21 protein-coding genes and 1 riboswitch are annotated in these 25,568 nt (G+C 72.2%); of the genes, 12 read left to right on the plus strand and 9 right to left on the minus strand.

The features are described 5' to 3' along the window. Positions 1–525: 525 nt before the first annotated feature. Positions 526–1,461: a hypothetical protein gene (locus tag ABD883_RS10125; protein WP_345031842.1), complete on the minus strand. Its 936-nt coding sequence runs from the start codon at positions 1,459–1,461 to the stop codon at positions 526–528. Between the two features lie 325 nt (positions 1,462–1,786). Here ABD883_RS10125 and ABD883_RS10130 point away from each other — a divergent pair, with 325 nt between their 5' ends. From ABD883_RS10130 to adhP, 4 genes are all read left to right on the plus strand, one after another. Further along, positions 1,787–2,083, plus strand: a complete 297-nt coding sequence (locus ABD883_RS10130) for a DUF503 domain-containing protein (RefSeq protein ID WP_345031844.1) — start codon at positions 1,787–1,789, stop codon at positions 2,081–2,083. 486 nt (positions 2,084–2,569) lie between these two features. Then, positions 2,570–4,114, plus strand: coding sequence for a transcriptional regulator (locus ABD883_RS10135; RefSeq protein WP_345031847.1), 1,545 nt, complete (start codon positions 2,570–2,572; stop codon positions 4,112–4,114). 176 nt (positions 4,115–4,290) lie between these two features. Beyond that, positions 4,291–5,814, plus strand: coding sequence for an acetaldehyde dehydrogenase ExaC (gene exaC, locus ABD883_RS10140; RefSeq protein ID WP_247423159.1), 1,524 nt, complete (start codon positions 4,291–4,293; stop codon positions 5,812–5,814). 217 nt (positions 5,815–6,031) lie between these two features. Next, a complete protein-coding gene (adhP, locus tag ABD883_RS10145; RefSeq protein WP_345031850.1) occupies positions 6,032–7,054 on the plus strand; it encodes an alcohol dehydrogenase AdhP in 1,023 nt (340 codons plus the stop codon). Between the two features lie 243 nt (positions 7,055–7,297). Here adhP and ABD883_RS10150 read toward each other — a convergent pair whose 3' ends face one another. From ABD883_RS10150 to ABD883_RS10170, 5 genes are all read right to left on the minus strand, one after another. Next, positions 7,298–8,770, minus strand: coding sequence for an LLM class flavin-dependent oxidoreductase (locus tag ABD883_RS10150; RefSeq protein WP_247423149.1), 1,473 nt, complete (start codon positions 8,768–8,770; stop codon positions 7,298–7,300). Positions 8,771–8,915: 145 nt separating this feature from the next. Further along, positions 8,916–10,979: a dipeptide ABC transporter ATP-binding protein gene (locus tag ABD883_RS10155; RefSeq protein WP_345031854.1), complete on the minus strand. Its 2,064-nt coding sequence runs from the start codon at positions 10,977–10,979 to the stop codon at positions 8,916–8,918. A gap of 1 nt (position 10,980) precedes the next feature. Next, positions 10,981–11,964, minus strand: a complete 984-nt coding sequence (locus tag ABD883_RS10160) for an ABC transporter permease subunit (protein WP_345031856.1) — start codon at positions 11,962–11,964, stop codon at positions 10,981–10,983. After that, positions 11,961–13,055 carry an ABC transporter permease gene (locus ABD883_RS10165; protein ID WP_345031858.1) on the minus strand — a complete coding sequence of 365 codons (1,095 nt, stop codon included), beginning with the start codon at positions 13,053–13,055 and terminating at the stop codon, positions 11,961–11,963. Before ABD883_RS10165 ends, ABD883_RS10160 begins: the two co-directional genes overlap by 4 nt. Beyond that, entirely contained in the window at positions 13,033–14,688 is a 1,656-nt protein-coding gene (locus ABD883_RS10170; RefSeq protein WP_345031860.1) for an ABC transporter substrate-binding protein, read from the minus strand. The genes ABD883_RS10165 and ABD883_RS10170 overlap by 23 nt, the downstream gene beginning before the upstream one ends. Before the next feature lie 353 nt (positions 14,689–15,041). On the opposite strand from ABD883_RS10170, the gene ABD883_RS10175 reads away from it, so the two are divergent. The 4 genes from ABD883_RS10175 (at position 15,042) to ABD883_RS10190 (ending at position 18,904) form a co-directional block, all read left to right on the plus strand. Continuing rightward, positions 15,042–16,343, plus strand: coding sequence for a type III PLP-dependent enzyme domain-containing protein (locus ABD883_RS10175; protein WP_247423140.1), 1,302 nt, complete (start codon positions 15,042–15,044; stop codon positions 16,341–16,343). A gap of 43 nt (positions 16,344–16,386) precedes the next feature. Further along, a complete protein-coding gene (locus ABD883_RS10180; RefSeq protein ID WP_425548434.1) occupies positions 16,387–17,382 on the plus strand; it encodes a pseudouridine synthase in 996 nt (331 codons plus the stop codon). A 412-nt stretch (positions 17,383–17,794) separates the two neighbouring features. Further along, positions 17,795–18,517, plus strand: a complete 723-nt coding sequence (locus tag ABD883_RS10185; RefSeq protein ID WP_247423137.1) for a hypothetical protein — start codon at positions 17,795–17,797, stop codon at positions 18,515–18,517. A gap of 57 nt (positions 18,518–18,574) precedes the next feature. Then, positions 18,575–18,904, plus strand: coding sequence for a hypothetical protein (locus tag ABD883_RS10190; RefSeq protein WP_295690298.1), 330 nt, complete (start codon positions 18,575–18,577; stop codon positions 18,902–18,904). 12 nt (positions 18,905–18,916) lie between these two features. On the opposite strand, the gene ABD883_RS10195 is transcribed toward ABD883_RS10190, so the two are convergent. Together ABD883_RS10195 and ABD883_RS10200 are read right to left on the minus strand one after the other, a co-directional pair. Beyond that, a complete protein-coding gene (locus tag ABD883_RS10195; protein ID WP_247423133.1) occupies positions 18,917–19,513 on the minus strand; it encodes a GNAT family N-acetyltransferase in 597 nt (198 codons plus the stop codon). 93 nt (positions 19,514–19,606) lie between these two features. Continuing rightward, positions 19,607–20,005, minus strand: a complete 399-nt coding sequence (locus tag ABD883_RS10200) for an HsmA family protein (protein ID WP_247423131.1) — start codon at positions 20,003–20,005, stop codon at positions 19,607–19,609. A 259-nt stretch (positions 20,006–20,264) separates the two neighbouring features. On the opposite strand from ABD883_RS10200, the gene guaB reads away from it, so the two are divergent. Continuing rightward, the gene (gene guaB, locus ABD883_RS10205; protein ID WP_295690295.1) at positions 20,265–21,791 is read left to right on the plus strand and encodes an IMP dehydrogenase; all 1,527 of its coding nucleotides are present in this window, start codon (positions 20,265–20,267) and stop codon (positions 21,789–21,791) included. Between the two features lie 151 nt (positions 21,792–21,942). Here guaB and ABD883_RS10210 read toward each other — a convergent pair whose 3' ends face one another. Then, a complete protein-coding gene (locus ABD883_RS10210) occupies positions 21,943–22,749 on the minus strand; it encodes an acyl-CoA thioesterase (protein ID WP_345031871.1) in 807 nt (268 codons plus the stop codon). Between the two features lie 136 nt (positions 22,750–22,885). After that, positions 22,886–23,012, plus strand: a riboswitch (TPP riboswitch). Here ABD883_RS10210 and thiM point away from each other — a divergent pair. The 3 genes from thiM to thiD all read left to right on the plus strand — a co-directional run bounded on the left by thiM (position 23,000) and on the right by thiD (position 25,529). Further along, the gene (thiM, locus tag ABD883_RS10215; protein ID WP_345031873.1) at positions 23,000–23,890 is read left to right on the plus strand and encodes a hydroxyethylthiazole kinase; all 891 of its coding nucleotides are present in this window, start codon (positions 23,000–23,002) and stop codon (positions 23,888–23,890) included. Its footprint overlaps the riboswitch before it by 13 nt. After that, entirely contained in the window at positions 23,887–24,666 is a 780-nt protein-coding gene (gene thiE / locus ABD883_RS10220) for a thiamine phosphate synthase (RefSeq protein WP_345031876.1), read from the plus strand. Before thiM ends, thiE begins: the two co-directional genes overlap by 4 nt. Continuing rightward, complete coding sequence (thiD, locus tag ABD883_RS10225) at positions 24,666–25,529, plus strand: bifunctional hydroxymethylpyrimidine kinase/phosphomethylpyrimidine kinase (RefSeq protein ID WP_345031878.1); 864 nt, start codon at positions 24,666–24,668, stop codon at positions 25,527–25,529. The genes thiE and thiD overlap by 1 nt, the downstream gene beginning before the upstream one ends. Positions 25,530–25,568: the final 39 nt, after the last annotated feature.

The raw sequence follows: 25,568 nt of genomic DNA on the forward strand, positions 1-25,568 counted from the left end.
GCCGGTGGCTGCCGGCTGGTGGGCAAGGGCGGCGGTCGGCGGCGGGCGGCGGGCGGCGGCCGGCGGGCAAAGGCGGGTGCGCGGCAGAAGAGCGCCGGTCGGCGGCCGGCGGGCAAGGACGAGCCGTGTGCCTGGGCGGGCCGTGTGCATGGGCGGCAGGAGGGCGGCGTTTCCCGGTCACTCCGGCGCTATCGACTGCGCTCCGCCGCCACTTCGGTGCGGTTGCGGAGCTTCCGTGGTCACTCCAGTGCGGTTGGTTCGTTCCGTGGTCACTCCAGTGCGGTCGTGGAGCTTCCCTCGTCATCGTGGTGCGCTTACCGGCGGGTAATCGCACTGCAGTGCCTCACGAACCGGTTGTCCCCACGCACCGTCCGTCCCCACGAACCGGCTGCCTAAGTGCCCCACGCGCCAGGTGTCCCCCGAACCGACTGCCCCCGAACCGGTTGTCTCCATGACCCGGCTGCTTCCACACACCGGCGTGAGTGAACCGAGGCCTCGTGCGGCCCTATCCTCGGGATTCCGGCGTCAGGCGGCCCGGCTCACCGTGCCGCGCCGCCGCTCGAGCGCCGAGCGGATCAGCCGGATGATCGTCTCCGGGCGCGTGGACTGCGTGACCCGGATGTATTCCCAGCCGGCCTCCCGGAACACGCGCTCCCGCACGATATCGATGTCCCATTGGCGAGGGTCGGTCCGGTGATGCTCGCCTTCGTACTCGATGGCGATGCGCAGCTCCGGGTACGACAGGTCGGGGTGCAGGGTCTCGTCGTCGAACCGCACGGGGTGCGCCACCACCGGTTCCGGAAGCCCGGCTGCCACGATGAGTAGGCGGAGGTCGGTCTCCCGCGGAGAATCCACACCTGCCCGTGCAGAGGCGAGGGCGGTGCGGAGAGCTTCGCTGCCACGGAACCGAGGGGAGTCCTCGATCATCTTTCTGATGTCGTCCGGGTGAGCTGCCGGCGGGCCGTGCCATCTGCCGCAGATCGTATCGAGCACCGTGATGAGCTGACGAGGAGTGGACGAGGCGCTGATCCCGCGCAGCACCTCGGACTGCCGGGCCATCATCACTCCGCGGTGCACCGCTGTCGCCACGTCGCGAGGTCCGTGCCCCCGCACGCCCGCTCGGCGCATCCGCGACCTCGGCGTCGTCACGTCGATCGGGCCGCGGACGACATACGGGATGGGCCACCCGAGCAGGAACGCGGCGGTCGCGTGGGAGACCACGGCGTCCGGTCTCTGCAGCTGCAGCGCGCGAACGCGGGTGTGGATGTCGAGCCAGTGGTCGTCGACCCAGCTCGGCACCCGCAGAGGCTCGGTTTCGGAGGGGTGGATGTAGACGCCCGGGAACGGCTGGGCCGTGTCGCCGCGTCCGGACAATGCGTACTCGGACAGACCGAGGCGCTTCGCATCCTGCCGTCGTGCCAGCACCGGCATCCGAATGAGGATCTCCTTGTCATGTCTCATCTGTCCAGGGTGCGGCTCCGAGCCCTGCGTGTCCGGTGTGGCCTGCTGCCTGTGGATGGAGCGGTTCAGTTCCACAGCCCGGCAGTGCACCGGAACGGTCGCCTGTGACCAGCGGTCGGATGCAGCCGGCCGGCTCCGGCAGTGCCGCGCCCGGGCGCTTGGGTTACGCGGACGCCAGGGTACTGGAGCCGCGGGAGACCCGGGTGCGAGAGCTTCGTCGGTGGCAGGGCGCCAGGATGCTGGAGTTTCGGCTCGCGATGAGCGACTGCGCCTCGGGCTCCGGTGAGCTCTGCGGAATCACGGCAGCATCTGCGATCCTGGTGGCATGTGGATGGGATGGATCGAGATGGACCTCCGCCTGGGCGATGTGCATTCCCTCAAGGCCAAGCGCTCGGTCGTCCGGCCGATCATCGCCGAGGTGCGCAAGCGCTTCCAGGTCAGCGTCGCCGAGGTCGACCACCTCGACCTGCACCGGCGTGCGGCGATCGGGGCGGCGGTGGTGAGCGCAGATCACCAGCACACTGTCGAGATGCTCGATGCCGTCGAGCGCCTGGTCGCAGCCCGGCCCGAGATCGAGCTGCTTTCGGCCCGGCGCGGACTGCGCACGAGCGACGACGAGTAGCGGCAGGAGCCGAGCGCCGGAACCTCAACGCCAGGCGCCCAGTGCCGAGCGCCGGAACAGTCTCTGCATCCTCGCTCGAACCGCCCGGTCCTCGACCCCGCCGGTTCGAGGTGCAGCGCAGTGCGGATACTCGCGGGGAACCGCACTGGAGTGGCTGTGAAACCCGGGGTGCCGCACGGGATTGACCCCGGAACTGGCGAACCGCACTGGAGTGGCCGGCGAACTGCGAGCCAGTGAGTTGGCGTGCCGACCCGGCCGGAGACGCAGCGTTCGACCCGCTGATCCCTCCGGCCGGTTCGATCCGCTGGTCCCTCCGGCCGCCGACCCGGTCCTCCCCGCCCCCCCCCGGCGCCCCTCGGGCACCGGCCTGGTTCGGTGCTGTGATCGTGATTACACTGGTCCCACCTGCACCCACCGGGACATCGCCGTCCGCCGGGTGCACGCCTCGACCGAGGCGCGGATCCAGACCCCTGTGAGGTGCCGACGATGGCGAACCCGTCGAACGTGCTCCGAGCCCACGAACAGCTCGACACCGGAGAGCTGACCGCGGTCAGCGGCCTGCGTGAGATCGTGCGCTCCTCCTGGCAGCGCTCGCTCGAGCACCACCGCGACCCCGACCGCAGCCGCCCGGCCCATGCCCTCGACTCCCGAGCCCTGGCCGCGGCACGCAGCTCCCATCCGCTGCGCCTCGTGCTGCCGGTGTTCGAGCAGCTCCTCGCCGCCCCCGCCGCCGGCACCGGCCTGCTCGTCGCGATCGCCGACGAGCACGGCCGCATGCTGTGGGTGCTCGGCGATGACGACGCGCTGCGCCGCGCCTCGGGCATGGGGTTCGAGGCGGGGATGGACTGGTCGGAGGAGTCGATCGGCACGAGCGCCCCGGGCACCGCCCTGGTCACCGGGGAATCGGTGCAGATCACCGGGCCGGAGCACTTCGCCAGGTCCGTCCACCCGTGGAGCTGCACCGCGGTGCCGATCCGCGACCCGCGCACCCGCCGGCTGCTCGGCGTCGTCGACCTCACCGGCGACGAGAAGGCCGTCGCCCGGCACAGCCAGCCGCTCGTCGAGGCCGCCGTCGCCGCCGCCCAGGCCGAGATGCGGGCGCTGCTCCACGACAGCGCCCCGGCCTCGGCGCCCGCGGACGGTTCGGCACAGACATCGGCCCCTGCACCGGGGGCCGGGTGGGTGCCGAGGTCGGTGCCGGACCCCAGGCGGACGCAGCACGCGGGACCGGTGCGAGGTCCGCAGCCGGCGCAGGCCGGGGAGTCGGCAGGAGGCGCGAAGCCGGCACCGGACGCGGAACCGCCGGGGCTCCGGTTCGCGCCCAGCGCGCACGAGGCGCCTGTCGACCAAGTCCCACCCGGCGACCAGGCGGCACCCCGAGGCCGAGGTGCTGAGGGGGCGCCCCACCGCCGAGGCGCGCAGGACTCTCCCCGGACCGTCGCCGTGCTGCGGACGACCGGTCTGCAGGTGCCCCTCCTCGACGTCGCGGGCGGGCCGGTGCAGCTGCGCCAGCGCCATGCGGAGATACTCTCGATCCTCGCCCTCCACCCCGCCGGGGTGTCGAGCGCCGAGCTCGCCGCGCTGCTCGCCACCGACGGGGAGCCGCTGGCGGCAGTGACCCTGCGCGCGGAGATGACGCGCCTGCGCAAGGTGCTCGAGCGCTGGTGCCCCGAGCTGCCCCTGCTGTCCCGGCCCTACCGCCTGCCCGCGGGGATGAGCGCGGACTTCCTCCGCGTCACCCGGGCGATCGCCGCCGGGGAGCTCGACGCCGCCCTGGCCGATTACCGCGGCGAGCTGCTCCCGTGCTCGGACTCCGCCGCGATCGACTCCGAGCGCCACCGGCTCGCCGCGGCGCTGCGCAGCGCCGTCCTCGAATCGGGCACGCCGGAGCAGCTGTGGGAGTACCTCCAGCTCCCGGAAGCCGCCGCGGACGAGGAGGCCTGGCGACTGGGCCTGCGGATCCTGCCCGCCCGCTCACCCAAGCGCAGCCTCGTCGTGTCCCACCTCGAGGAGCTCCTCGCCGGAGCATGACCGGCCGGCGCGCACCTCGGCCCCGGCTCCCTGCCATGGTGCCCGTGCTCCGTCGGCGGGCGTGCGCACCGCTCCCACCTCGCCTGCAACCTTGAGGCAACCCCCGTCGCATTAGCGTGGACGCATCTCCCGGCAACGAGGCCGGACGAGTACACGATGACGACGAAGGAGTTGGCATGGTCGTATACGCACAGCCCGGCACCGAGGGTTCGAAGGTCACATTCAAGTCCCGCTACGACAACTGGATCGGCGGCGAATGGGTCGCCCCGGTCAAGGGGAACTACTTCGAGAACATCAGCCCGGTCACCGGCAAGCCGTTCTGCGAGGTCGCCCAATCCACCGCCGAGGACATCGAGGTCGCCCTCGATGCCGCGCACGGCGCCGCACCCGCCTGGGGGAGGACCTCGCCGGCGGAGCGCGCGGTGATCCTCACCCGGATCGCCGACCGCATCGAGGAGAACCTCGAGATGATCGCCGTCGCCGAGACCTGGGACAACGGCAAGGCGATCCGGGAGCCGCTCAACGCGGACCTGCCGCTCGCCGTCGACCACTTCCGGTACTTCGCCGGGGCGATCCGCGCGCAGGAGGGGACGCTGTCGCAGATCGACGAGGACACCGTCGCCTACCACTACCACGAGCCCTTGGGCGTCGTCGGCCAGATCATCCCGTGGAACTTCCCGATCCTCATGGCGGTGTGGAAGATCGCCCCCGCGCTCGCCGCCGGCAACGCGATCGTCCTCAAGCCCGCCGAGCAGACCCCGGCCTCGATCCTCGTGCTCGTCGAGCTCATCGGCGACCTGCTGCCCCGGGGCGTGCTCAACATCGTCAACGGATTCGGCGTCGAGTGCGGCAAGCCGCTCGCCTCGAACAAGCGGATCCGCAAGATCGCGTTCACCGGTGAGACGACCACCGGCCGCCTCATCATGCAGTACGCCTCGCAGAACCTCATCCCGGTCACCCTCGAGCTCGGCGGCAAGAGCCCGAACATCTTCTTCGCCGACGTCGCGCAGGAGAAGGACGCCTTCTACGACAAGGCGCTCGAGGGCTTCGCAATGTTCGGCCTCAACCAGGGCGAGGTGTGCACCTGCCCGTCCCGCGCGCTCGTCCAGAAGTCGATCTTCGACGACTTCGTCGCCGCCGGTATCGAGCGCGTCAAGTCCGTCAAGCAGGGCAACCCGCTCGACACCGACACCCAGGTGGGCGCGCAGGCCTCGAACGACCAGCTCGAGAAGATCAAGTCCTACCTCGACATCGGCAAGCAGGAGGGCGCGAAGGTGCTCGTCGGCGGTGAGCAGGCGCAGCTCGACGGCGACCTCGCCGACGGCTACTACGTCGCCCCGACGGTGTTCCAGGGCGACAACTCGATGCGGATCTTCCAGGAGGAGATCTTCGGCCCGGTCCTCGCGCTCACCTCGTTCGAGGACTACGACGAGGCAATCTCCGTGGCCAACGACACCCTCTACGGCCTCGGCGCCGGGGTGTGGAGCCGCAACGGCAACATCGCCTACCGGGCCGGCCGGGCGATCCAGGCCGGGCGCGTGTGGGTGAACAACTACCACAGCTACCCGGCGCACGCGGCGTTCGGCGGGTACAAGAGCTCGGGCATCGGCCGCGAGAACCACCTGATGATGCTCGACCACTACCAGCAGACGAAGAACCTGCTGGTGAGCTACTCGGACAACGCGCTCGGCTTCTTCTGAGCCGCGTCCGCCGAGCCTCCGGCCGGGCTGCGTGACGCCTGCGCGGCGCGGCCGGAGGGCACCGGTACCACCCCTCGGTCCCGGGCGCGTCCCCGGACCGCCCCCGGACGGGGCCACCCGTCCCACCCCGATCCACCTGTCCCCGGGCGGCTCCGCCGTCCCCGACGTGACCCCTTCCCATCCCTGAAGTGAACCGCTACGAGAAGGATTCAGTGACATGTCCACCATGAGAGCAGCAGTAGTCGAGCAGTTCGGCGACTCCATCACCGTCGATGAGGCCGTCGAGACCCCCACACCCGGACGCGGACAGGTGCTGGTGAAGCTCATCGCCAGCGGCGTCTGCCACACCGACCTCCACGCCCTCCACGGCGACTGGCCGGTCAAGCCCGAGCCACCCTTCATCCCCGGCCACGAGGGCGTGGGAGTCGTCGAGGCCGTCGGTGAGGGCGTGACCTCACTCGCGGTCGGCGACATGGTCGGCAACGCCTGGCTCGCCTCGGGCTGCGGGCAGTGCGAGTACTGCCGCACCGGCTGGGAGACCCTGTGCGAGCAGCAGACCAACGGCGGCTACTCCGTCGACGGCTCGTTCGGCGAGTACATGCTCGTCGAGGCGGACTACGCCGCGAAGATCCCCGAGGGCGCCGACCCCTACGAGATCGCCCCCGTGCTGTGCGCCGGCGTCACCGTCTACAAGGGCCTCAAGCGCACCGAGGTGCGGCCCGGCCAGTGGGTCGTGATCTCCGGGATCGGCGGCCTCGGGCACATCGCGGTGCAGTACGCGGTGGCGATGGGCATGCGCGTGATCGCCGTCGACGTCGCCGACGACAAGCTCGCGCTGGCGAAGAAGCACGGCGCGGAGATTACCGTCAACGCCTTCGCCGTCGACCCGGCCGAGGAGATCCAGTCGAAGACCGGGGGCGCGCACGGCGTGCTCGTCACCGCCGTCCACCCGGCGGCGTTCCGCCAGGCGATCGACATGACCCGCCGCGGCGGCACGATCGTGTTCAACGGGCTGCCCCCGGGCGAGTTCCCGGCGCCGATCTTCGACATCGTCCTCAAGGGACTGACGATCCGCGGCTCGATCGTCGGCACCCGCCAGGACATGGACGAGGCGCTCGCCTTCTACGCCGCCGGCAAGATCAAGCCGACGTACAGCAAGCGCCCGCTCGAGGACATCAACGCCGTCTTCGACGAGATGGAGCACGGCAAGATCGAGGGCCGCGTCGTCATCGAGTACTGACCCGCACCCCGGCCGAGGCGCCGGCCCGGCTCCTGCCGGCCGGCGCCTCGGCCCCGGGACACGTCAGGTGGTCACAGATCCACGATTCCGAGCCTACGGATCGTGGATCTGTGACCACCTGAGTGCGTTGAGGCGATCCCGTGCCCGAGGTGTCCGTGCCGTGCCCGAGGTGTCCGCGGCGGGGCCGACCGTGTCGGGCTGCCCGAGGTGCCCAAGGCTGGGTGCCCGCGCCGGGCTGGCGGCTCAGGCGGGGGAGCCGGAGAAGGCGGGTGCCGGGGTGGGGGTCGTCGCCTCGGTGTCGCCCGAATCGGTATCGCGCGACTCGCTTCCGCCCGCCCCGGCTGCTCCTGCTGCCCGATCACCGAAAGCGCCGCGGTAGCGGGCGGCCGGGTGGCGGTCGGGGAGCCGGTCGTGACCAAAGATCCGGCCGCGCAGCGTCGTCGCCTCGCCGTAGGAGGTCTTCGCCAGGCCGCGCTCCTGCAGCGTCGGCAGCAGGTGGTCGATGAAGTCGGTGTACGACTCCGGCAGGCGCCAGTTGACGACGTTGATGCCGTCCACCCCCGCCCGCTGCCACTCGGTCAGCCGGTCGGCGATCTGCTCCGGGGTGCCGACGAGCGACTGGCCGATCATCCGGTTCCGCGCGAGATCGCCGAGCACCGGCTCGCGGCCCGGGGTCGCCGCCCGCAGCCACTCGACGTGCCCGCGGCCGCCGTTGTTCGGGATGTCCTTGAGCGGGGTGTCGGCCGGCAGTCGCGTGCCGTCGGGCAGGACGCCGATCGAGGCGTGAGTCGCGTACCCGGTGTCCGAGGCGTAGTCGAGGAGGTCGCGGTTCTTCGCCTGCGCCTCGGCCTCGGTGCTGCCGATGACGAAGCTCATGCCCTGGAAGAACCGGATGTCGTCGCCGTGCCGGCCGTTCGCCACCGCCTGCTCGCGCGCCCCGTCGATGTGCTGCCGGGCGACATCCGGGTTCGGGGTGGCGATGAACACCGCCTCCGCGTGTCGGGCGGCGAACGCGATGCCGCGCGGGGAGCCGCCGGCCTGGAACAGCAGCGGCGTGCGCTGCGGGCTCGGCGCGGGCAGGTGCGGGCCCTCGACCCGGTAGCGCTCGCCGACATGGTGGATCTTGTGGATCCGGGCGGGGTCGGCGAACCGGCCGCCGGCCCGATCCTTGAGCAGCGCGCCCTCGTCCCAGGACCCCTCCCACAGCTTGTACACGACGTCGACGTACTCGTCGGCCCAGTCGTAGCGGGCGTCGTGCTCGACGAGTCCGGGCAGCCCGAAGTTCCGGGCGGCGTTCTCCTGCGTCGAGGTCACGATGTTCCAGGCGATGCGGCCCTTCGACAGATGATCGAGGGTAGAGATCTGGCGGGCGAAGTTGAACGGCGGGTTCTGCATGACGTTCGAGGTCGTCGCCAGCCCGATGTGCTCGGTCACGGCGGCGAGCGCGCTGAGCAGCACGGTCGGGTCGTTGCTCGGGATCTGCAGCCCCTCGTGGACGTTGTCGACGTAGGAGCCGTCGGCCGGCCCGTAGAGCCCGGACACGTCGGCGAAGAACATCGCGTCGAACAGTCCGCGCTCGAGCGTGCGCGCGAGGTCGAGCCACAGGTCGAGGCCCTGGTACTCGACCTGGCCGGCGTCCGGGTGGCGCCACTGGCCGTGCTGGATGTGCGAGGGGGTGTTCATGAGGAACGCGTTGAAGAGCAGCGGGCGGGTCATGGTGGACTCCTTCGTGGGTGTCGGTGGACGGCGGAAGACGGTGTCGGTGGGTGTGGGGTGGTCCGTGTGTGTCGGACGATCGGTGGGTCAGAAGGTCACAAGGTCAGGAGGCCAGTGGGCTCAGGAGGCCAGTGGGCTCAGGAGGTCAGTGGGGTCGGGCGGATGCCGGTGCCGTCGCGGCGGCGGCCGAGCGGTCGAGCGTGTGGAGGGACTCGACGAGCGTGCGGGTGTAGGGGTGCGCGGGGGCGTCGAAGATCTGCTCGGGCGTCCCGGACTCCACGACCCGGCCGTCCTTCATCACGAGCACCCGATCGCTCAGGTGGCTGATGACGCCGAGGTCGTGGGAGATGAAGAGGCAGCTCGTGCCGAGGTGCCGCCGCAGGTCCGCGAGCAGGTCGAGGATCTGGGCCTGCACGGACACGTCGAGCGCGGACACCGCCTCGTCGAGCACGAGGACATCCGGCTCCGGGGCGAGCGCCCGGGCGATCGACACCCGCTGGCGCTGCCCGCCGGACAGCGTGGCAGGATTCCGCCCGGCGACCTCCGGGGCGAGCCCGACGAGCCCGAGGAGTCGGAGCACCTCGGCATGCGGCCCGGCGCCGCTGCGCCCGGCCGGATCGGCGCCGGAATCCGCAGCACCCGACCCGGCTCCGCCCGAACCTGCAGCGTTCGAACCCGCAGAGTCCGAGCCGGAGGAGCGCACGGAGAGCGCGTCGCGGAGGATCCGTTCGACGCTCCAGCGCGGGTCGAAGGAGCTCAGCGGGTCCTGCTGGACGACGGAGATCCGGGAGCGCAGGGCCCGCCGCCTCCGCTCGGGGAGGGCCGACCAGTCGTGGCCGAGGAGGGTCACGGTGCCGGAGTCCGCGGACTCGAGGCCGAGCGCGATCCGAGCCGTGGTCGACTTCCCCGACCCGGATTCACCGACGATCCCGAGGACCTCGCCCCGGTGGAGCCGGAAGGACACGCCGTCGACCGCCCGGTGCACCCTCCCGCGGCGTCCGCGGAAGGTCCGGGTCAGCTCGCGCGCCTCGAGCACGATCTCCGTCGGGGTGCCCACCGGACCCTGAGCGCCCACCGGACCCTGAGCGCCCACCGGACCCGGGGCGCCCACCGGAGCCGAGGTGCGCTCCGGCCGGGCACCGATCGCCGCCCGGCCGGAGGCTCTCACGGAAGCGGCGTCCGCCTCGTCCGGCCCTGCGCTCAGGCGCCGGCCGCGGGTGGCCGCGCTCGGCACCGCCCGGATGAGCGCCCGGGTGTAGGGGTGCGCGGGCCGGGCGAGGACCTGCGCGGTGGGTCCCTGTTCGACGACGTGCCCGCCGCGCATGACGAGGACCTCGTCGGCGAGGTGCGCCACGACTGAGAGGTCGTGGCTGATGAGGATGATCGATTCCCCGGCCGCCTTCATCTGCTCGAACACCCTGAGCACCTGTGCCTGGACGGTGACGTCGAGCGCCGTTGTCGGCTCGTCGGCGATGAGCACCTGGGGGCCGAGTGCGATCGCCGAGGCGATGAGGGCGCGCTGCCGCAGCCCGCCGGACAGTTCCCCGGGACGCTGCCGGGCGCGGACCTCCGGGGTGGGGACGCCGGCGGCGGCGAGCAGCTCGACGGCGCGCCGGGCGCGGACCGCGCGCGGACCGACGCCGTGGAGGCGCAGCGCCTCGGCGATCTCCGCCCCGACCGGGCGCAGCGGGTCGAGGGAGACGAGCGCGTCCTGGAGGACGAAGCCGATCTCCGCGCCGCGGATCCGCTGCCAGGTGCGCTCGCCGGCGGTGAGCAGGTCGTGGTCGCCGAGGCGCAGGGCGCCGGCGCGGACCTCGGCGCCGTGGCCGGGGAGGCCGACGAGCGTGCGGGCGGTGACGCTCTTGCCGGAGCCGGATTCGCCGACGATCGCCACGCATCGCCCCGGGTGGAGTTCGAAGGACAGGCCGTGGACGATCTCCCGGAGCTCGCCGTCCCGGCGGAACCCGACGTGGAGGTTCTCCACCCTCAGCCGAGGCGCGCCGGTACCCGGGGCACCGCCGGGCGCGCCGGTGGCTGCGGCGGCAGGGGAGTGCTGGGCGCCGGCAGGCGCCTCGGCGCCGGTGCGGGCAGGGCCGGTGCCGGTGAGCCCATCGGGAGGGCCGCCGACCGGTGGGCCGGGGCGGACGCTGCCGGCCGGGCCGGACCCGCCACCGGTGGGGGTGGTGGTCGTGAGGAGTTCGGGGGTCATATCAGCGTCCTGTCTCGAGGCGGGTCTGGATGTGCTTGCCGAGCGTCGTCGCGGCGAGCGCGAGCACGGCGATGACGAGGCCCGGAACGACGACGAGCCAGCCGGCGGCGGTGAGATAGGCCCGCCCGGCGTCGAGCAGGGCACCCCACTCCGGCGACGGGGGTGCGACCCCGAGGCCGAGGAACGCGAGGCTCGAGGCCCACACGATCGACTGACCGATCGACATCGTGAAGATCCCGACGAGCGGGCGCAGCGCGTTCGGCAGGATGTGCGCCGCGACGACCCGCAGGCGCCGGTGGCCGAGCCCGGTGGCCGCCTCGACGTAGCCTGAGCTGCGGGCCGAGAGCAGCTGCCCGCGCACGATCCGCGCGTACCCCGGCGCGGTCCCCACCCCGACGGCGAGCACGAGGCTCAGCGGCGAGGGGCCGAGCGTGGCGATGAGGAGCAGCGCGAGGAGCAGGGTGGGGAAGGCGAAGAGGATCTCGATCGTGCGGTCGGCCGCGCCGGACAGGATCCGGCCGGTGAGCGCGGAGGCCGCGGCGAGCAGCACCGCGAGCGTGAGGCTCACCGCCGCCGCCCCGAGCCCGATGAGGAGCGACAGGCCGGTGCCGTGGACCACGCGGGTGTAGAGGTCGCGGCCGAGTTCGTCGGTGCCGAACCAGTGCGCGGCCGAGGGCGCCTGCAGGGTGGCGCCGAGGTCGAGCGACTCCGGGCTGCCCGGGGCGAGCAGGCCCGGCGCCACCGCGGCGAGCGCGAACATCGCGAGCGTCGCCGCGGCCGCGAGCGGGCCGAGGGGCAGGCGGGGCGAGCGCCCGGCCGGGGTCGTCGGGTGCGGGGCGGGCGCCCCGTCGCCGGGAGCCGGAGTGCCGGGTGTTGGAGCGCGGAGAGCCTGAGCGCCGGGAGCCGGAGCGCTGGGTGCCGAGGAGACACGCGCCGGACTGCCGACCGGCGTCGACGGGACGGGGGCAAGGGGTGGGGTGGTCATGCTTTCAACCTCGGATCGATGAGGGCGGCGAGCGCGTCGACCGCCAGGTTGACGAGGACGTAGAGGGCGGCGATGAGGACGATGATCCCGGTGGCGACAGGCAGGTCCTGGGCCTCGATCGCGGACACGAGGACCCGGCCGATGCCGTTGCGGTTGAACACCGACTCGACGATCACCGCCCCGGACACGGTGGCGCCGAGCGCCCAGCCGGACAGGGTGAGCGGCGGGATCGCGGCATGGCGCAGCACGTGCCGCAGCCGCACCCCGAGGTCGCCCATGCCGCGCACCCGGGCCGACAGCACGAACGGCCGGCTCAGCGCGAGCTCGAACTCCGCCCGCGTGGCCTGCCCGAGGAACCCGGCGAGCGGAATCGCCAGCGTGAGGGCGGGCAGGACGAGTGCCGCCGGCCCGCTGCCGCCCACCACCGGCACCCAGCCGAGCTCGAGGGCGAACACCAGGAGCAGGAGCACCCCGAGCCAGTACTGGGGCACGCTCGCGGCGAACACCTCGACCGTGGAGGCGAGACCGCGGACCCGCGGGGACCGGCCGGCGGTGAGCGCCACCCAGGCCACCATGAGGACCCAGGCGAGGGCGAGCGCGGTGAGCGAGAGCGCCACGGTCGCGCCGAGCTGTTCGGCGATCATGTCCCACACCGGCCGGTGCTGCTGGTAGGAGACGCCGAGGTCGCCGCGGAGCAGCCCGCCGAGGTAGGACAGGTACTGCTCGAACGGTGGGGCGTCGAAGCCGTACTCGGCGTTGACCGGGGCGAGCTCGGCCGGGGTGCGCTCCTGCGTCTGGCCGGTGCGGAGGTTGAGGATCACCGCCGCCCGGTCGCCGGGCTGCGCGAGCTGGGCGAGGAACGCCACGGTGACCGCGCCCCACATGACGAGGAGCGCCGCGGCGAGGCGTCCCGGCCAGCGGCCGAGGCGCCGCGTCCACGTGACGAGGCGGGCGGGCCCGGTGCGGGGCCGGGAGGGCCGGGAGCCGAGTCGGCCTGCGGCGGGGCCGGTGCCATCGGGCAGGGCGCCTCGGCGGCGGCCGGGGTCCGTGGTGCCTGCCGGGTGCGTGTCAGTCGACGAGGTGGGCGTCATGGAAGACCGGTCCTCCCTGTGAGTTCTCCTGGCGGATGCCGTCGACGTGCGGACCGACGGCGAGCGTGCTCAGCCGGTCGTACACGCCGATCGACAGCGCCCGGTCGGCGATGTACTCCTGAGCCTGCCGGTAGAGGGCGTCCTGCCCGTCGGGGTCGACGGCGGAGTTCGCCTCGCGGATCGTGGCCTCGAGCGCGGGGTCGTTGTAGAAGGCGGAGTTGGACGGGTTGGGCGAATCCGGGAGGTTCTGCCGCCAGTTGACGAGCAGGATGCCGGCGTTGACGGAGGTCCAGTAGCCGATGCTGACGTCGTAGTCCTCGGGCCCGGAGTAGGCGCCGGCGGCGGCCGCGCTCGGTGGGAAGGGGATGAGCTCGACCTCGAAGCCCACCTCTTCGGCGTACTGCTGGAGCCCCTGGATGATCGCCGCGCCGTCCTGGTTGATCGTGCGGTTGATCGCGTAGGGGAAGTCGATGTGGAGGCGCGCGCCGTCCTTGACGCGCACCCCGTCCGCGCCGACCTCCCAGCCGGCGTCGTCGAGGAGTTCCCGGGCGCGCTCGGGGTCGTAGGAGTAACGGGCCGCGGCCTCCTCGCTGTAGGCCGGGGTGGAGCGGCTCACCGGGCCGTTGCCCTCGTAGGGGATGACCCCGCGGCCCACGGCCTCGACGACGGATTCGCGGTCGAGGCTGTAGGCGAAGGCCTGCCGGACGCGCTCGTCGGCGAACGGCCCGCGGCTGGTGTTGAAGCTCAGCTGCTGGGGGCGGCCCGGGGTGACGTAGCGGTGGAGCTCGTAGCCCTCGGATTCGAGAGCGGACCATTCGAAGGCCTGGATGTCGTAGATCGCGTCGACCTCGCCGGAGCGCAGGGCCGCGGTGCGGGCAGTGGGGTCGGTGATGAAGCGCCAGTCTACGCGCGCCACCCGGGCCGGTCCCTGGACGGCGGCGTTCGCCGGCGCCCAGTCGTAGTCGTCGCGGCGGTCGAGCACGATGTTCTGTCCGCGGTTCCATGCGGCGACGGTGAACGGGCCGGAGCCGATCGGCTGCCGGCAGTTCTCCTCCGCGGTCCGCTCCGCCAGTGCGGCCGGCGACTGGAGACCGAAGTAGGGCTGGGTGAGGTTCTCCGCGAACCGGGGGTAGGGCTGGGAGAGCGCGACCTCCACCGTGGTGGCGTCGAGAGCACGGGCGGAGTCGACGTAGGGGCCGATCCACACCTGCGCGGTGCCGTTGCCGCCGGCGAGCCAGTAGTCGATGTTGTCGACGACCGCCTGCGCGTCGACCGGGGTGCCGTCGGAGAAGGTGGGCCCCTCCTGCAGGGTGAAGGTCCAGGTCAGGTGGTCGGCGGACTCGTGCCAGTCGGTGGCGAGCCAGGGGACCACCTGCCCGTCCTCGTCGAGGGAGACGAGGGCGTCGAGCACCTGGTGGGACAGGTAGCCCTGCTCGATCCAGCCGCCGTGCACGCAGGGCGGCTCCTGCTGGTGGCCGTAGACGAGCGTGCCGCCGGCGGAGTCGGCTGAGCCGGGGCCGGTGCCGGGCCGGGAGGCGGCGGCGAGCTCGGTGCCGGGTGCAGCGCAGCCGCCGAGCAGCGCGAGCATCGCGAGGCCGGCTCCGAGGAGCGCGGACGGTCTCGGTGTGCGCATGGGCTGACCTCCTGGTCGGTGGGGGCGGTGATGTCGGGTGGCCGGTGGGGTGCTGTCGTGCGATCGGTGGGGTGCTGTGCACTCCTGTGCTCGGTGTGAGCTGTGTCGCCACCGTAGGGAGGCGGCGGGGTCCGGTGGAGCGGACCGGGACGCAGAGCGACGCGGTGCGTCACACCGGCGTCATCCCTCGTCGCACAGTGACGCCGGATGACGGCATGCGTCGCCCTGACGACCGGCTGGGGCCGGCTGTGGCACGGCAGCCGGCGGACGCCTCGGCGGCGGGGCCGGGCAGGTGCGGGGCCGGGGGAGCCGGCGGGCGCCTCGGCGGCGGGCGCCGTCGATAGACTGCCCGCATGGCTGATTTCGTCGACCGCCGCTATGCCGCCGTCCGCTCCCTCGCCGCCGAATCCCTCATCACCGCAGAGCAGCCGGTCGTCGGGATCATCGACACCGAGGCGGTCGAAACCCAGATCGAAGCGCTGAGCTGGGCATTCAGTTCGATCCCGGACACGATCCACCTCGTGGCGTGCAAGGCCGTCACCCTCGTCCCGCTGCTGCGGTTCCTCGCCGACCGCGGGATGGGCGTCGAGGTCGCGAGCCCCGGGGAGTTCGCGATGGCCGAGGCCGCCGGCTTCCCACCGGAGCGGATCGTCCTCGACTCGCCGGCGAAGACCGTGCCGGAGATCCGTCACTGCCTGACCGTGGGCGCGGCAGTGAACATCGACTCCTACCAGGAGCTCGCCCGGATCGAGGAGCTGCGGGCGGAGATCGACACGCGCTCGGTGATCGGAGTTCGGGTCAACCCGGTCGTCGGCTCCGGGTCGATCGGCGAGATGAGCACCGCGACGACCACGACGAAGTTCGGCATCCCCCTCATCGACGAGGAATCCCGGCAGGCGCTCGTCGACACGATCGTCGCCCGCCCCTGGATCACCCAGCTCCACGTCCACTCCGGGTCGCAGGGCGTCGGGCTCGACCTCGCTGCGGAAGGCATCAGCCGGATCGTGTCGCTCGCCGAATCCGTCACGGAGGGCGCCGGGTTCCAGCAGATCACCCGGATCGACATCGGCGGCGGGCTGAGCGTGAACTTCGGCTCCGACGAGATCACCCCGACGTTCCACACCTACGCCGAGGTGCTCGAGCGCGCGGTGCCGGAGCTGTTCAGCGGCAGGTACACCGTGCTCACCGAGTTCGGCCGCTCGCTGCTCGCCAAGGCCGGGTCGATCGCCACCCGCATCGAGTACACGAAGAACGTCGGGCAGCGGGCGTTCGCGATCGGTCACGCGGGTGCGCAGACCGCGACCCGCACGGTCTTCATGCCGCAGGCCTGGCCGCTGCGGGTGAGCGCCTTCCACGCCGACGGCACACCCAGCCGGAACCCGAACCGGATCCAGGACCTCGCCGGGCCGTGCTGCTTCAGCGGCGACATGATCGGCCGCGAATTCGTGATCCCCGGCCTCGACCCCGGCGACATCGCGCTCATCCACGACACCGGTGCCTACTACTTCTCCACCCCCTTCGCCTACAACGCGCTGCCGCGCATCCCGGTCTACGCCTACACCTCGGACGGGTCGACGGCGAAGTTCACCTGCATCCGCCGTCAGCAGACCGTCGCCGAGCTCCTCGCCGAGGCGGGGGAGGACGTCCGCCTGTGAGGCGCGGTCAGGCTGCTTCGAAGGGACCGCCCGAGGTGCCGCCGTGCCGGTGAGCCCGCTGCCGCCGCGTCAGGGGATCTCCGCGAACCGGCTGCGCGCCCCCGGCGGCCACCAGACCCACACGCGGTCGGGCGATCCTGTGCCGGCGACTGTCGGGGAGTGGCTGCGCGCGGAGTTCCCGGACGCCTCCGCGGCGGACATCGCCGGGCTGCTCGCCCAGGATCCGCAGACGGTCTCGGACGCCGGGTGCCTGTGCGACGGGACCGGACGCCCGATCGCGGCGACGGATCCGGTGATCCCCGGCGGGTTCTACTGGTTCCACCGCCCGGTGCCGCCGGAGGCCCGGATCCCGTTCGAGATCGGCATCGTCCACTCGGACGCCGACCTCCTCGTCGTCGACAAGCCCCACTTCCTCGCGAGCACCCCGAACGGCCGGTTCGTCCGCGAGTGCGCCGTCACCCGGCTGCGGGTCGAGCGCGAGGAGCCCGACCTCGTGGCGATCCACCGCCTCGACCGCGTGACGGCCGGGCTGCTCGTGCTGTCCCGCCGGCCGGAGACCCGCGGCGCCTACCAGCGGCTGTTCCAGGACCGGCGGGTGCACAAGACGTACCGGGCGCTCGCCGAGCTGCCCGCCGGGTTCGGTTCCGGCGGCTGGGAGGCCGCGCGGCCCGGTGAGGAGTGCGTGCGTCGGGTCGAGCGGTGGAGCCGCCTGGAGAAAGAGCCGGGGACCCGGCAGATGCTCGAGGTGCCCGGCGAGCCGAACGCACACAGCACCATCGAGCACCTGGGCGCGGCAGGTCGCCTCGGCGATTTCCGACTCACCCCGCACACCGGGAGGACGCACCAGCTGCGGGTCCACATGAATGGCCTGGGCCTGCCGATCCTCGGCGACCCCGTGTACCCGGTGGACCTCGCGCCGGACCCCTACGACTTCTTCTCGCCCCTGCAGCTGCTCGCCGAGCGGCTCGCCTTCACCGACCCGCTCACCGGCGAGCCCCGCGAGTTCACGAGCCGGCTGGGTCTGAGCGGCTGGGGCTGACCGGCTGGGACCGACCCGCGGTGCAGCCGGGAGGGCTGCTGCGGGTGTCGGTGCAGATCCGCAACACCCTCGCCACACCACAGCCGGCCCCACACGGAATACTGGACGCATGACCGATCGCCACGGACCGCCCTCGCACCCGGACCCAACCCGACGTCCGCGGCAGGGTCGACCCGGGCCCGTGCCCGGTCGCAGTCCGGGCGTTCCCGGCTCGCACCCCTCTGTGCCGTTGCCCCCGCGGCCCCCGGGACCACCCGCGATCGCTCCGCCCCACGGATCTCCATCGCAGCAGCGCGGGTCGGGCCACCGCACTCCCTCGCCTCGGCGGCCTCCTGACCGGCGGGGCTCGGCGGACCGCATCCCGCTGCCCGCGCCGGCTCGCGAACCGGACGGTCACGGTGCGGGCAGAAGCGTGAAGCCCCGAGCACACGACGACACCCGGACCCCGGCCTGGGGTCACGACCTCGGCCGGAACGTCATCCTCTCCGTCATGGTGACCGCGCTCGCCGCCTTCATCGTCTTCGCCACCTCGTCGGGCCTCATGAAGGACAAGCAGTGGGAGGAGATCACCGAGGTCGGTCTGTTCGCGGCGATCATGACAGCGGTGTTCGGGTGGATGTTCCCGTTCCTCATGGCCGAGCACAAGCGCGAGGACTCCGGGTTCCGGAGCGAGGGGCTGTTCCCGCTCCTCCTCGTATCCGCTCTGCTCGGCACCGTCATCCTCACCGCCTCGAGCGTCCTGTGGCCGTGGATCGGGACCCTCCACCCGGAGACCGGGCAGCTCGCCGAGCTCGTCGGTCACCACCCGGTGGGCCTGTTCTACACCGCGGCGATGTACTTCACCGCCGCGATGATCTCCTGCGCGTTCTTCGTGCTCATGGCGACGGCGCCGTTCGCAGTCATGGTCCCCGCATCCGCACCCTGGCTCGGGATGGTCCTCACACTGCTCGGCTATTTCGGGCTCAGCGGCGGGTACATCGGCGTGGCGATCTGGCTCGGACTGCGCGAACCGAGTGCCGGGGGCCTCCTGTTCCTCGCGGTGTGCGTGCCGGTGAGCGTGCTCCTCTGCGCCGCCGGCATCGGACTCGTCCAGCGCCTGCGTCGCCGTCTCCCCGACACCGTGGTCAGATGGTGAACGGCCCGGCACCCCGACCACCCCGACCGCCGCATCCTCGCCGGCCGCTGCAGCACGGTGGTCCGCCGAGCCCTCCCCGAGTACCGGCCCACCGGCGACAGCCGGGTCCCGACCTCGGATACGGTGACCCCGCGCCGGTTCTTCGTGCTCCTCAGCGTGTTCCCGTTCCCGCACCCCGGGGCCTGGCTGGGCCTGCTCGGCTGGCTGGGTGTGAGCGGAGTGTTCGCCGTCATCGCGTTCGAGATCGGCCTGGGTCCGCCCACACACGGCCGTCTGCTCGTGCTCGCGGCGTGCGTGCCGGCGGCCGCGCTCGTCTGTGTGCGCGGCCCCGGCCTGGCCCAGGGCCTGCGGGTGCGGAGCTCTGCCGCGATGCCGTACCGGGCCTGAACCCGCCAGGAGTCAGCTCAGGCGCGCGAGCCGGTGCTCGAGCCCGAGCTTCACCGTCGGCCACTCGGCGGCGATGATCGAGTAGACCGCGGTGTCGCGCAGCACCCCGTTGAACAGCTGGTGCGAGCGCAGGACCCCGTCCTGCTTGGCACCGAGCTTGGCGATCGCCGCGCGCGACTGGAAGTTGTGGAAGTGCGTGCGGAACTCCACCGCGATGCAGTCGAGCTCCTCGAACGCACGGGAGAGCATGAGCAGCTTGGCCTCGGGATTGACCCGAGTGCCCTGCACCGCCGGCGACAGCCAGGTCGAACCGATCTCGAGGCGCCGGTTGGCCGCATCGATGTTCATATAGGTCGACATGCCCACCGGGGTGCCGCCGTCGAGCACGGTGAACGGCGCCATCGCGCCCTGCTCCTGCAGGCCCAGGCGCCGGTCGATCTCCGCCGGCATCGCCTCGGCGGTGGGCACCGAGGTGACCCAGGTCGAGGTGAGCTCGCCGGCCGCCCGGCTCAGCGCCTCGGCGTGGGCGGGGGTGAGCTGTGTGAGGGTGACGCGCTCGCCGGTGAGATCCGGGGCGGAGGCGAAGGCGCGGGCATCGGGCGAGGTCATGCTCGCAGTGTACGCGCGGACCGCCGCCCAGGGAAGGTCGCCCGACCCGGTCCCGAGGCGGCCCGCCGGGGGCGATGCCGAGGCGGGGGCGCCTCAGCCGATCATCGCACCGGCCATCCCGGTGAAGTAGGGGACGAGCCAGATCGCCCACACGATGAGCGAGAACCGGTGGAAGGTGGCGCGGGCCTGCTCGGTGCCGCGGATCATGACGACGATCGCCCAGATGAGGTGGACCGCCATAAGGACGAGCGCGAGGGCCCCGGTGATCGCCATGACCGAGGTGAGGATGCCGGCGGTCGAGCCGGAGAAGTCGGCGCCGCCGGAGGCCGCGATTCGCCGCATGAGCTCGGTACCGGTGACATCGCAGACGAGGCCGAGGGCGAACAGGACGACGTGGGACCAGCGGAGCTCCTTCTTGAGGTGCTCGGCCCAGACGCCGGCGGTGTAGAAGAGGAGGGCTGCGGTGATGAAGACGATAGCGGGTGTGAGCATGTCTCCATGCTCGTCCGCAGGCGGGGGCCGGCACATCAACCGGAAGGTTGATTCCCGGACGCTGCGACGGCGCGAAGAGGGCCGCCGCTGGGTCCCGGCGTGCGCCTCGGGAGCGGTCCGCGCGGCCGGGGCGCGTTCCCGCCGTGACGCGTGCGGGTGCCCAGCATCACAGCGGGCGGGCGCCTCGTGCTGTTCCCGGAATCGGAGGGACGGCATAGGATGGCCGATACCGAAGTCGAGCGCGTGGAAGAGGTCATTCATGGGTGATGTGGAAGAACACTTCAGGGCGGCCGGAGACCCGTTCTCCCTGACCGGACTCACATACGACGACGTGCTGCTGCTGCCCGGAGACACCGACGTCATCCCCTCCGAGGCCTCGACCCGCACCCGGCTCACCCGCGAGATCGACATCAACATCCCGCTCGTGTCCGCGGCGATGGACACCGTCACCGAATCCCGCATGGCGATCGCGATGGCGCGCATCGGCGGCATCGGCATCCTCCACCGCAACCTCAGCAAAGAGGACCAGGCCGACCAGGTCGACTACGTCAAGCGCAGCGAGTCGGGCATGATCACCGACCCGCTCACCATCACCGCCGACCGCACGCTCGCCGAGCTCGACGAGATCTGCGGCCAGTACCGGATCTCCGGGCTGCCCGTCGTCGACGAGAACGACGTGCTGCTCGGCATCGTCACCAACCGCGACCTGCGCTTCGTGCCGCGCCGCGACTACGCCACCGCCACGGTCGGCGAGACGATGACGAAGATGCCGCTCATCACCGCGCCCGTGGGCGTGCAGCCCGAGCGTGCGCTCGAGATCCTCGCCGAGCACAAGGTCGAGAAGCTCCCGCTCGTCGACGAGAACAACGTCATCCGCGGCCTCATCACCGTCAAGGACTTCGTCAAGAGTGAGGAGTACCCGCTCGCCACGAAGGACGACGAGGGTCGCCTGCGCGTGGGCGCGGCCGTCGGCTTCTACGGCGATGCGCTCGACCGGGCGGGCCTGCTGGCCGAGGCCGGCGTCGACGTGCTCGTCGTCGACACCGCCAACGGCCATGCGCGCGGCGTGACCGAGATGATCCGCACGCTGAAGTCCGACCCGGCGTTCTCCGCGGTCCAGGTGATCGGCGGCAACGTCGCCACCCGCGAGGGCGCCCAGGCGCTCATCGACGCCGGCGCGGACGCGATCAAGGTCGGGGTGGGCCCCGGCTCGATCTGCACGACCCGCGTGGTCGCCGGCGTCGGCGTGCCCCAGGTGACCGCGATCCACCTCGCCTACCAGGCCGCGGCCGAGGCGAACGTCCCGGTGATCGGCGACGGCGGCCTCCAGTACTCCGGCGACATCGGCAAGGCGCTCGTCGCCGGCGCCGAATCCGTCATGCTCGGCTCCCTGCTCGCCGGCTGCAACGAGAGCCCCGGTGAGCTCGTGCTCGTCAACGGCAAGCAGTACAAGGCCTACCGCGGCATGGGATCGCTCGGAGCAATGGCCCCGCGCAAGGGCAAGTCGTACTCGAAGGACCGCTACTTCCAGGCCGACGTCGCCACCGACACCGACCTCATCCCCGAGGGCGTCGAGGGTCGGGTCGCCTACCGCGGCGAGCTCAAGAACGTCGCCTACCAGCTCACCGGCGGCCTGCGGCAGACGATGTTCTACGTCGGCGCGCGGACCATCGACGATCTCCGCTCGAAGGGCCGGTTCGTCCGCCTGACCTCCGCCGGTCTCAAGGAGAGCCACCCGCACGACATCCAGATGACGGTCGAGGCGCCGAACTACACCGTGCGCTGACGCCCCCGTGGGCTGAGGTCCACCGGAACATGAATGGAAGCGGCCCCTGCACGCGCGTGCAGGGGCCGCTTTCGTGCGCCCAGGGGTGCGGTGGGGTCGGCCGTGCCGCAGGCAGGACGGCGCTCACCGGGCTGTGCTCATTGGAGAGTGCTCACCGGACCCTGCGGAACAGCGCCTCCTGCGCGACCGAGGCGACGAGGGTGCCGTCAGCGGTGGTCATGTCGCCGGTGTAGAGGCCGCGGCCGCGGGCGGCGGAGCGCGGCGCGAAGTCGGTGAGCACCCACTCGTTCATGTTCACCGGTCGGTGGAACCACAGGGAGTGGTCGAGGCTCGAGCCCGACTTGTACTCGTCGGTGTTGAAGGCGCCGAGCCCGCTCGAGATGTCCGACAGGTAGGCCAGAGCGCAGTAGTGCATGAGCGGGGAGTCGCCGAGGTCCTCGGTGCACCGGCCCCAGAACCGCACCGGGTAGTCGGTGACCTCGAAGGCCTGGTCGGTGCTGCGGCCCTCGAAGGAGAACATGCGGGGGATCGGAGTGGGCTCGCCCATCCGGATCTCCGTGCCCTGGGCGGCGGTCGTGCTCTGGAGGTCGGGGCTGTCGGTGCCGCTGGTGAACGAGGCCGACATGTTGAAGATGACCTTGCCGCCCTGGAGCGCGATGACGCGGCGGGCGGAGTAGGAGCGGCCGTCGCGGTCTCGGAACACTTGGAACACCGTGGGCTGGGCGGCGTTGCCGGGCCGCAGGAAGTAGCCGTGGAGGGAGTGCGGCGGGCGGCCGTCCTCGACGGTGAGTGCAGCGGCGAGCAGCGACTGCGCGGCGACCTGGCCGCCGTAGAGCGCGTAGGGCTCCTCGAAGACGTATCCGGCGCGGTAGATGTTCGTGTCGATCTCCTCGAGCTCCATCATCGCGGTGAAGGACCCCTCGAGGGGCTCGGCATTGCTGAACAGGACGTCGCTCATCGGTTCCTCTTTCTCGGTTCGGGCGGCTGGCCCGATTCTGGTTGTGCTTAACCAGTGAGACGGGTGCGCCTGGATGCGATCCTAACCGGCCCGGCCGCCCGGCCAGCGAGAGGTGCCAGAACTTGCTAGGGTGAGCGTCAGTGACATGGGGTGCTGAGCACCTGCGGACCGGCCCGAGCCGGACCGTGGGGAATCGGCTGAGATCACACCCATCGAACCTGATCTGGATAACTCTAGCGAAGGGATCGTCATGCAGACGCCTCATTCGAATGCCCTCGACATCGTCGCCGCACGGGCGCGCGTGCGCACCACCACGCCGCTCATCCAGTGCATCACCAATACCGTCGTGCAGCAGTTCACGGCGAACGTGCTGCTGGCGATCGGCGCCTCTCCGGCGATGCTCGACCACGAGGCCGACTCCGGCCAGTTCGCCTCGATCGCGTCGGGCATCAACATCAACTTCGGCACCGCCTCCTCCCACCAGTTCCTCGCCGCCGACGCCTCGATCGAGGTCGCGAACGCCGCCGGCACCCCCTGGGTCCTCGACCCGGTGAGCGTGGGCGGCGTCGAGTACCGCACGAGTCGCATCCGCGCCGCCGCCGCCCAGCACCCCACCGCCGTGCGCGGCAATGCCTCCGAGGTCGCCGCACTCGCGGGGATGGGCCTGGGTGGCCGCGGGGTCGACGCCACCGACGCCGTCGACGACGTCATCACCGCCGCCTCGGCGCTGTCGGCCACCACCGGAGGCGTCGTCGCGATCTCCGGCGAGGTCGACGCGATCGTCCTCGCCGAACCCGGCGCCGCACCGGGCGACGATGCAGGCACCGCGACAGTGGTCCGCGTCCACGGGGGGCACGGGCTCATGCCGCTCGTCATCGGCACCGGCTGCTCGCTCGGCGCCGTCACCGCCGCCTACCTCGCCGCCGCGAAGGCCGCCGGCCTGCCGATCACCGGCCCCACCGGGCTCGAGGCGGTCGTCGCCGCGCACGCCCACTTCGCCGCCGCCGGGCTCAAGGCCGGGCAGGTCGCGCAGGCACCGGGCAGCTTCGCCGTCGCCTTCCTCGACGCGCTCTACTCCGTCACCGACTCCGAGCTCGCCGCCGTCGAGATCACCGCCGCCGCAGTCGAGGTCCCCGCATGAGCGCGCCGGCCCCGCACCTGCCCGTCGGCACGGACCCGTCCCTCTACCTCGTCACCGACACCCGGCAGTGCACGGACGCCGGCCGGACCGTCGCGGCGACCGTCGCCGAGGCCGTCGCCGGGGGAGCAGGCATCATCCAGATCCGCGACAAGCACGCGAGCGACGCGGAGTTCCACGAGCTCACCCTCGAGGTCCTCGCCGCGATCGCCGAGGTGCGCGAGGCCGAGTCGATCACCCGCCCGATCCCGGTGTTCGTCAACGACCGGGTCGCCGTCGCCCGCGTGCTGCGTGCCGCCGGCCACGAGGTCCACGTCCACGTCGGCCAGTCCGACGAGCCGCCCGCCGAGGTGCGCGCGGCCCTCGGGACCGATGCGCTCATCGGGCTTTCGGCCGCGACGCCCGAGCAGTTCGCCGCGGCCCGGGAATCCGGGGCCGTCGACCTCCTCGGCGTCGGCCCGGTATACGACACGAGCACGAAGGCCGACGCCCCGGCCGGGATCGGACCCGCACGCCTGCGCACTCTCGTCGCCGAGGCCGGTCTGCCCTGCGTGGCGATCGGCGGGATCACCGCCGAGCGCACCCGCGAGCTCACCGACACCGGGGTGATCGGCGTGTGCGTCGTCTCCGCGATCTGCGCCGCACCGGATCCGCGCGTTGCGGCCCAGGAGATCCGCGTCGCGTTCGCACAGGGACGGGCCGCGGGAGACCCCGGGGCGGGCACCCCCGCCCGTTCCGCCGTTCCCGGCCGGCCCGCCGATTCCGGGCAGGAGGCCTGATGCGCCCGCCCGTCGCACTCACCATCGCCGGCACGGACCCCTCCGGCGGCGCCGGCATCCAGGCCGACCTCAAGACCTTCACCGCGCGCGGCGCCTACGGCACCTCCGTCGTCACCGCGCTCGTCGCGCAGAACACCCACGGGGTGAGCCGCGTGTACGGCATCGATGAGGACTTCGTCGCCGACCAGATCGCCTCGGTGTTCGACGACATGCCCGTCGACGCCGCGAAGATCGGCATGCTCGGCACCCGCGGCCTCGTCGAACTCATCAGCGAAGAGCTCCGCACCCGCCGGCCCGGCCGCCTCGTCGTCGACCCCGTCATGGTCGCCAAGTCCGGCCACCGGCTCCTCGATGCGGACGCCGTCGACGCCGTGCGCACCCTGCTGCTGCCGCTGGCCGACCTCATCACCCCCAATCTGCCCGAGGCCGCGCTCCTGCTCGGCGACGACGTGCCCGAAGCCGGGACACCGGAGCAGATGCGCGCCCAGGCCCGCGAGCTGCTGGACCGCGGGGCCCGCGCCGTGCTCCTCAAGGGCGGGCACCTGCCATCCGGTGAGCTCGTCGACATCCTCGCAGTCGGCACGGACACGGGCCCCGAGCTCACCGAATACACCCACCCGCGGCTCGACACGCCCCACACCCACGGCACCGGCTGCACGCTGTCGGCCGCCATCGCCGCCGGCCTCGCGCACGCCCACCACGGTGACTCCGCCGCACCGGCGGCGGACCACATGGCCGACGCCGTCGGGCCGGCGCTCGACTACCTGGGCCGGGCGATCGCCTCGGGCGCGGAATGGGACCTCGCCCACGACCCGGAGGGCTCTCACGGCCCCGTCGACCACCTCGTCGACCTCCGCACCTGATCCACTCCCACCCCGACACCCCGACATCACTCGCAGCCG

The sequence above is a fragment of the Brevibacterium pityocampae genome (assembly GCF_039541555.1).
Taxonomy (GTDB): domain Bacteria; phylum Actinomycetota; class Actinomycetes; order Actinomycetales; family Brevibacteriaceae; genus Brevibacterium; species Brevibacterium pityocampae.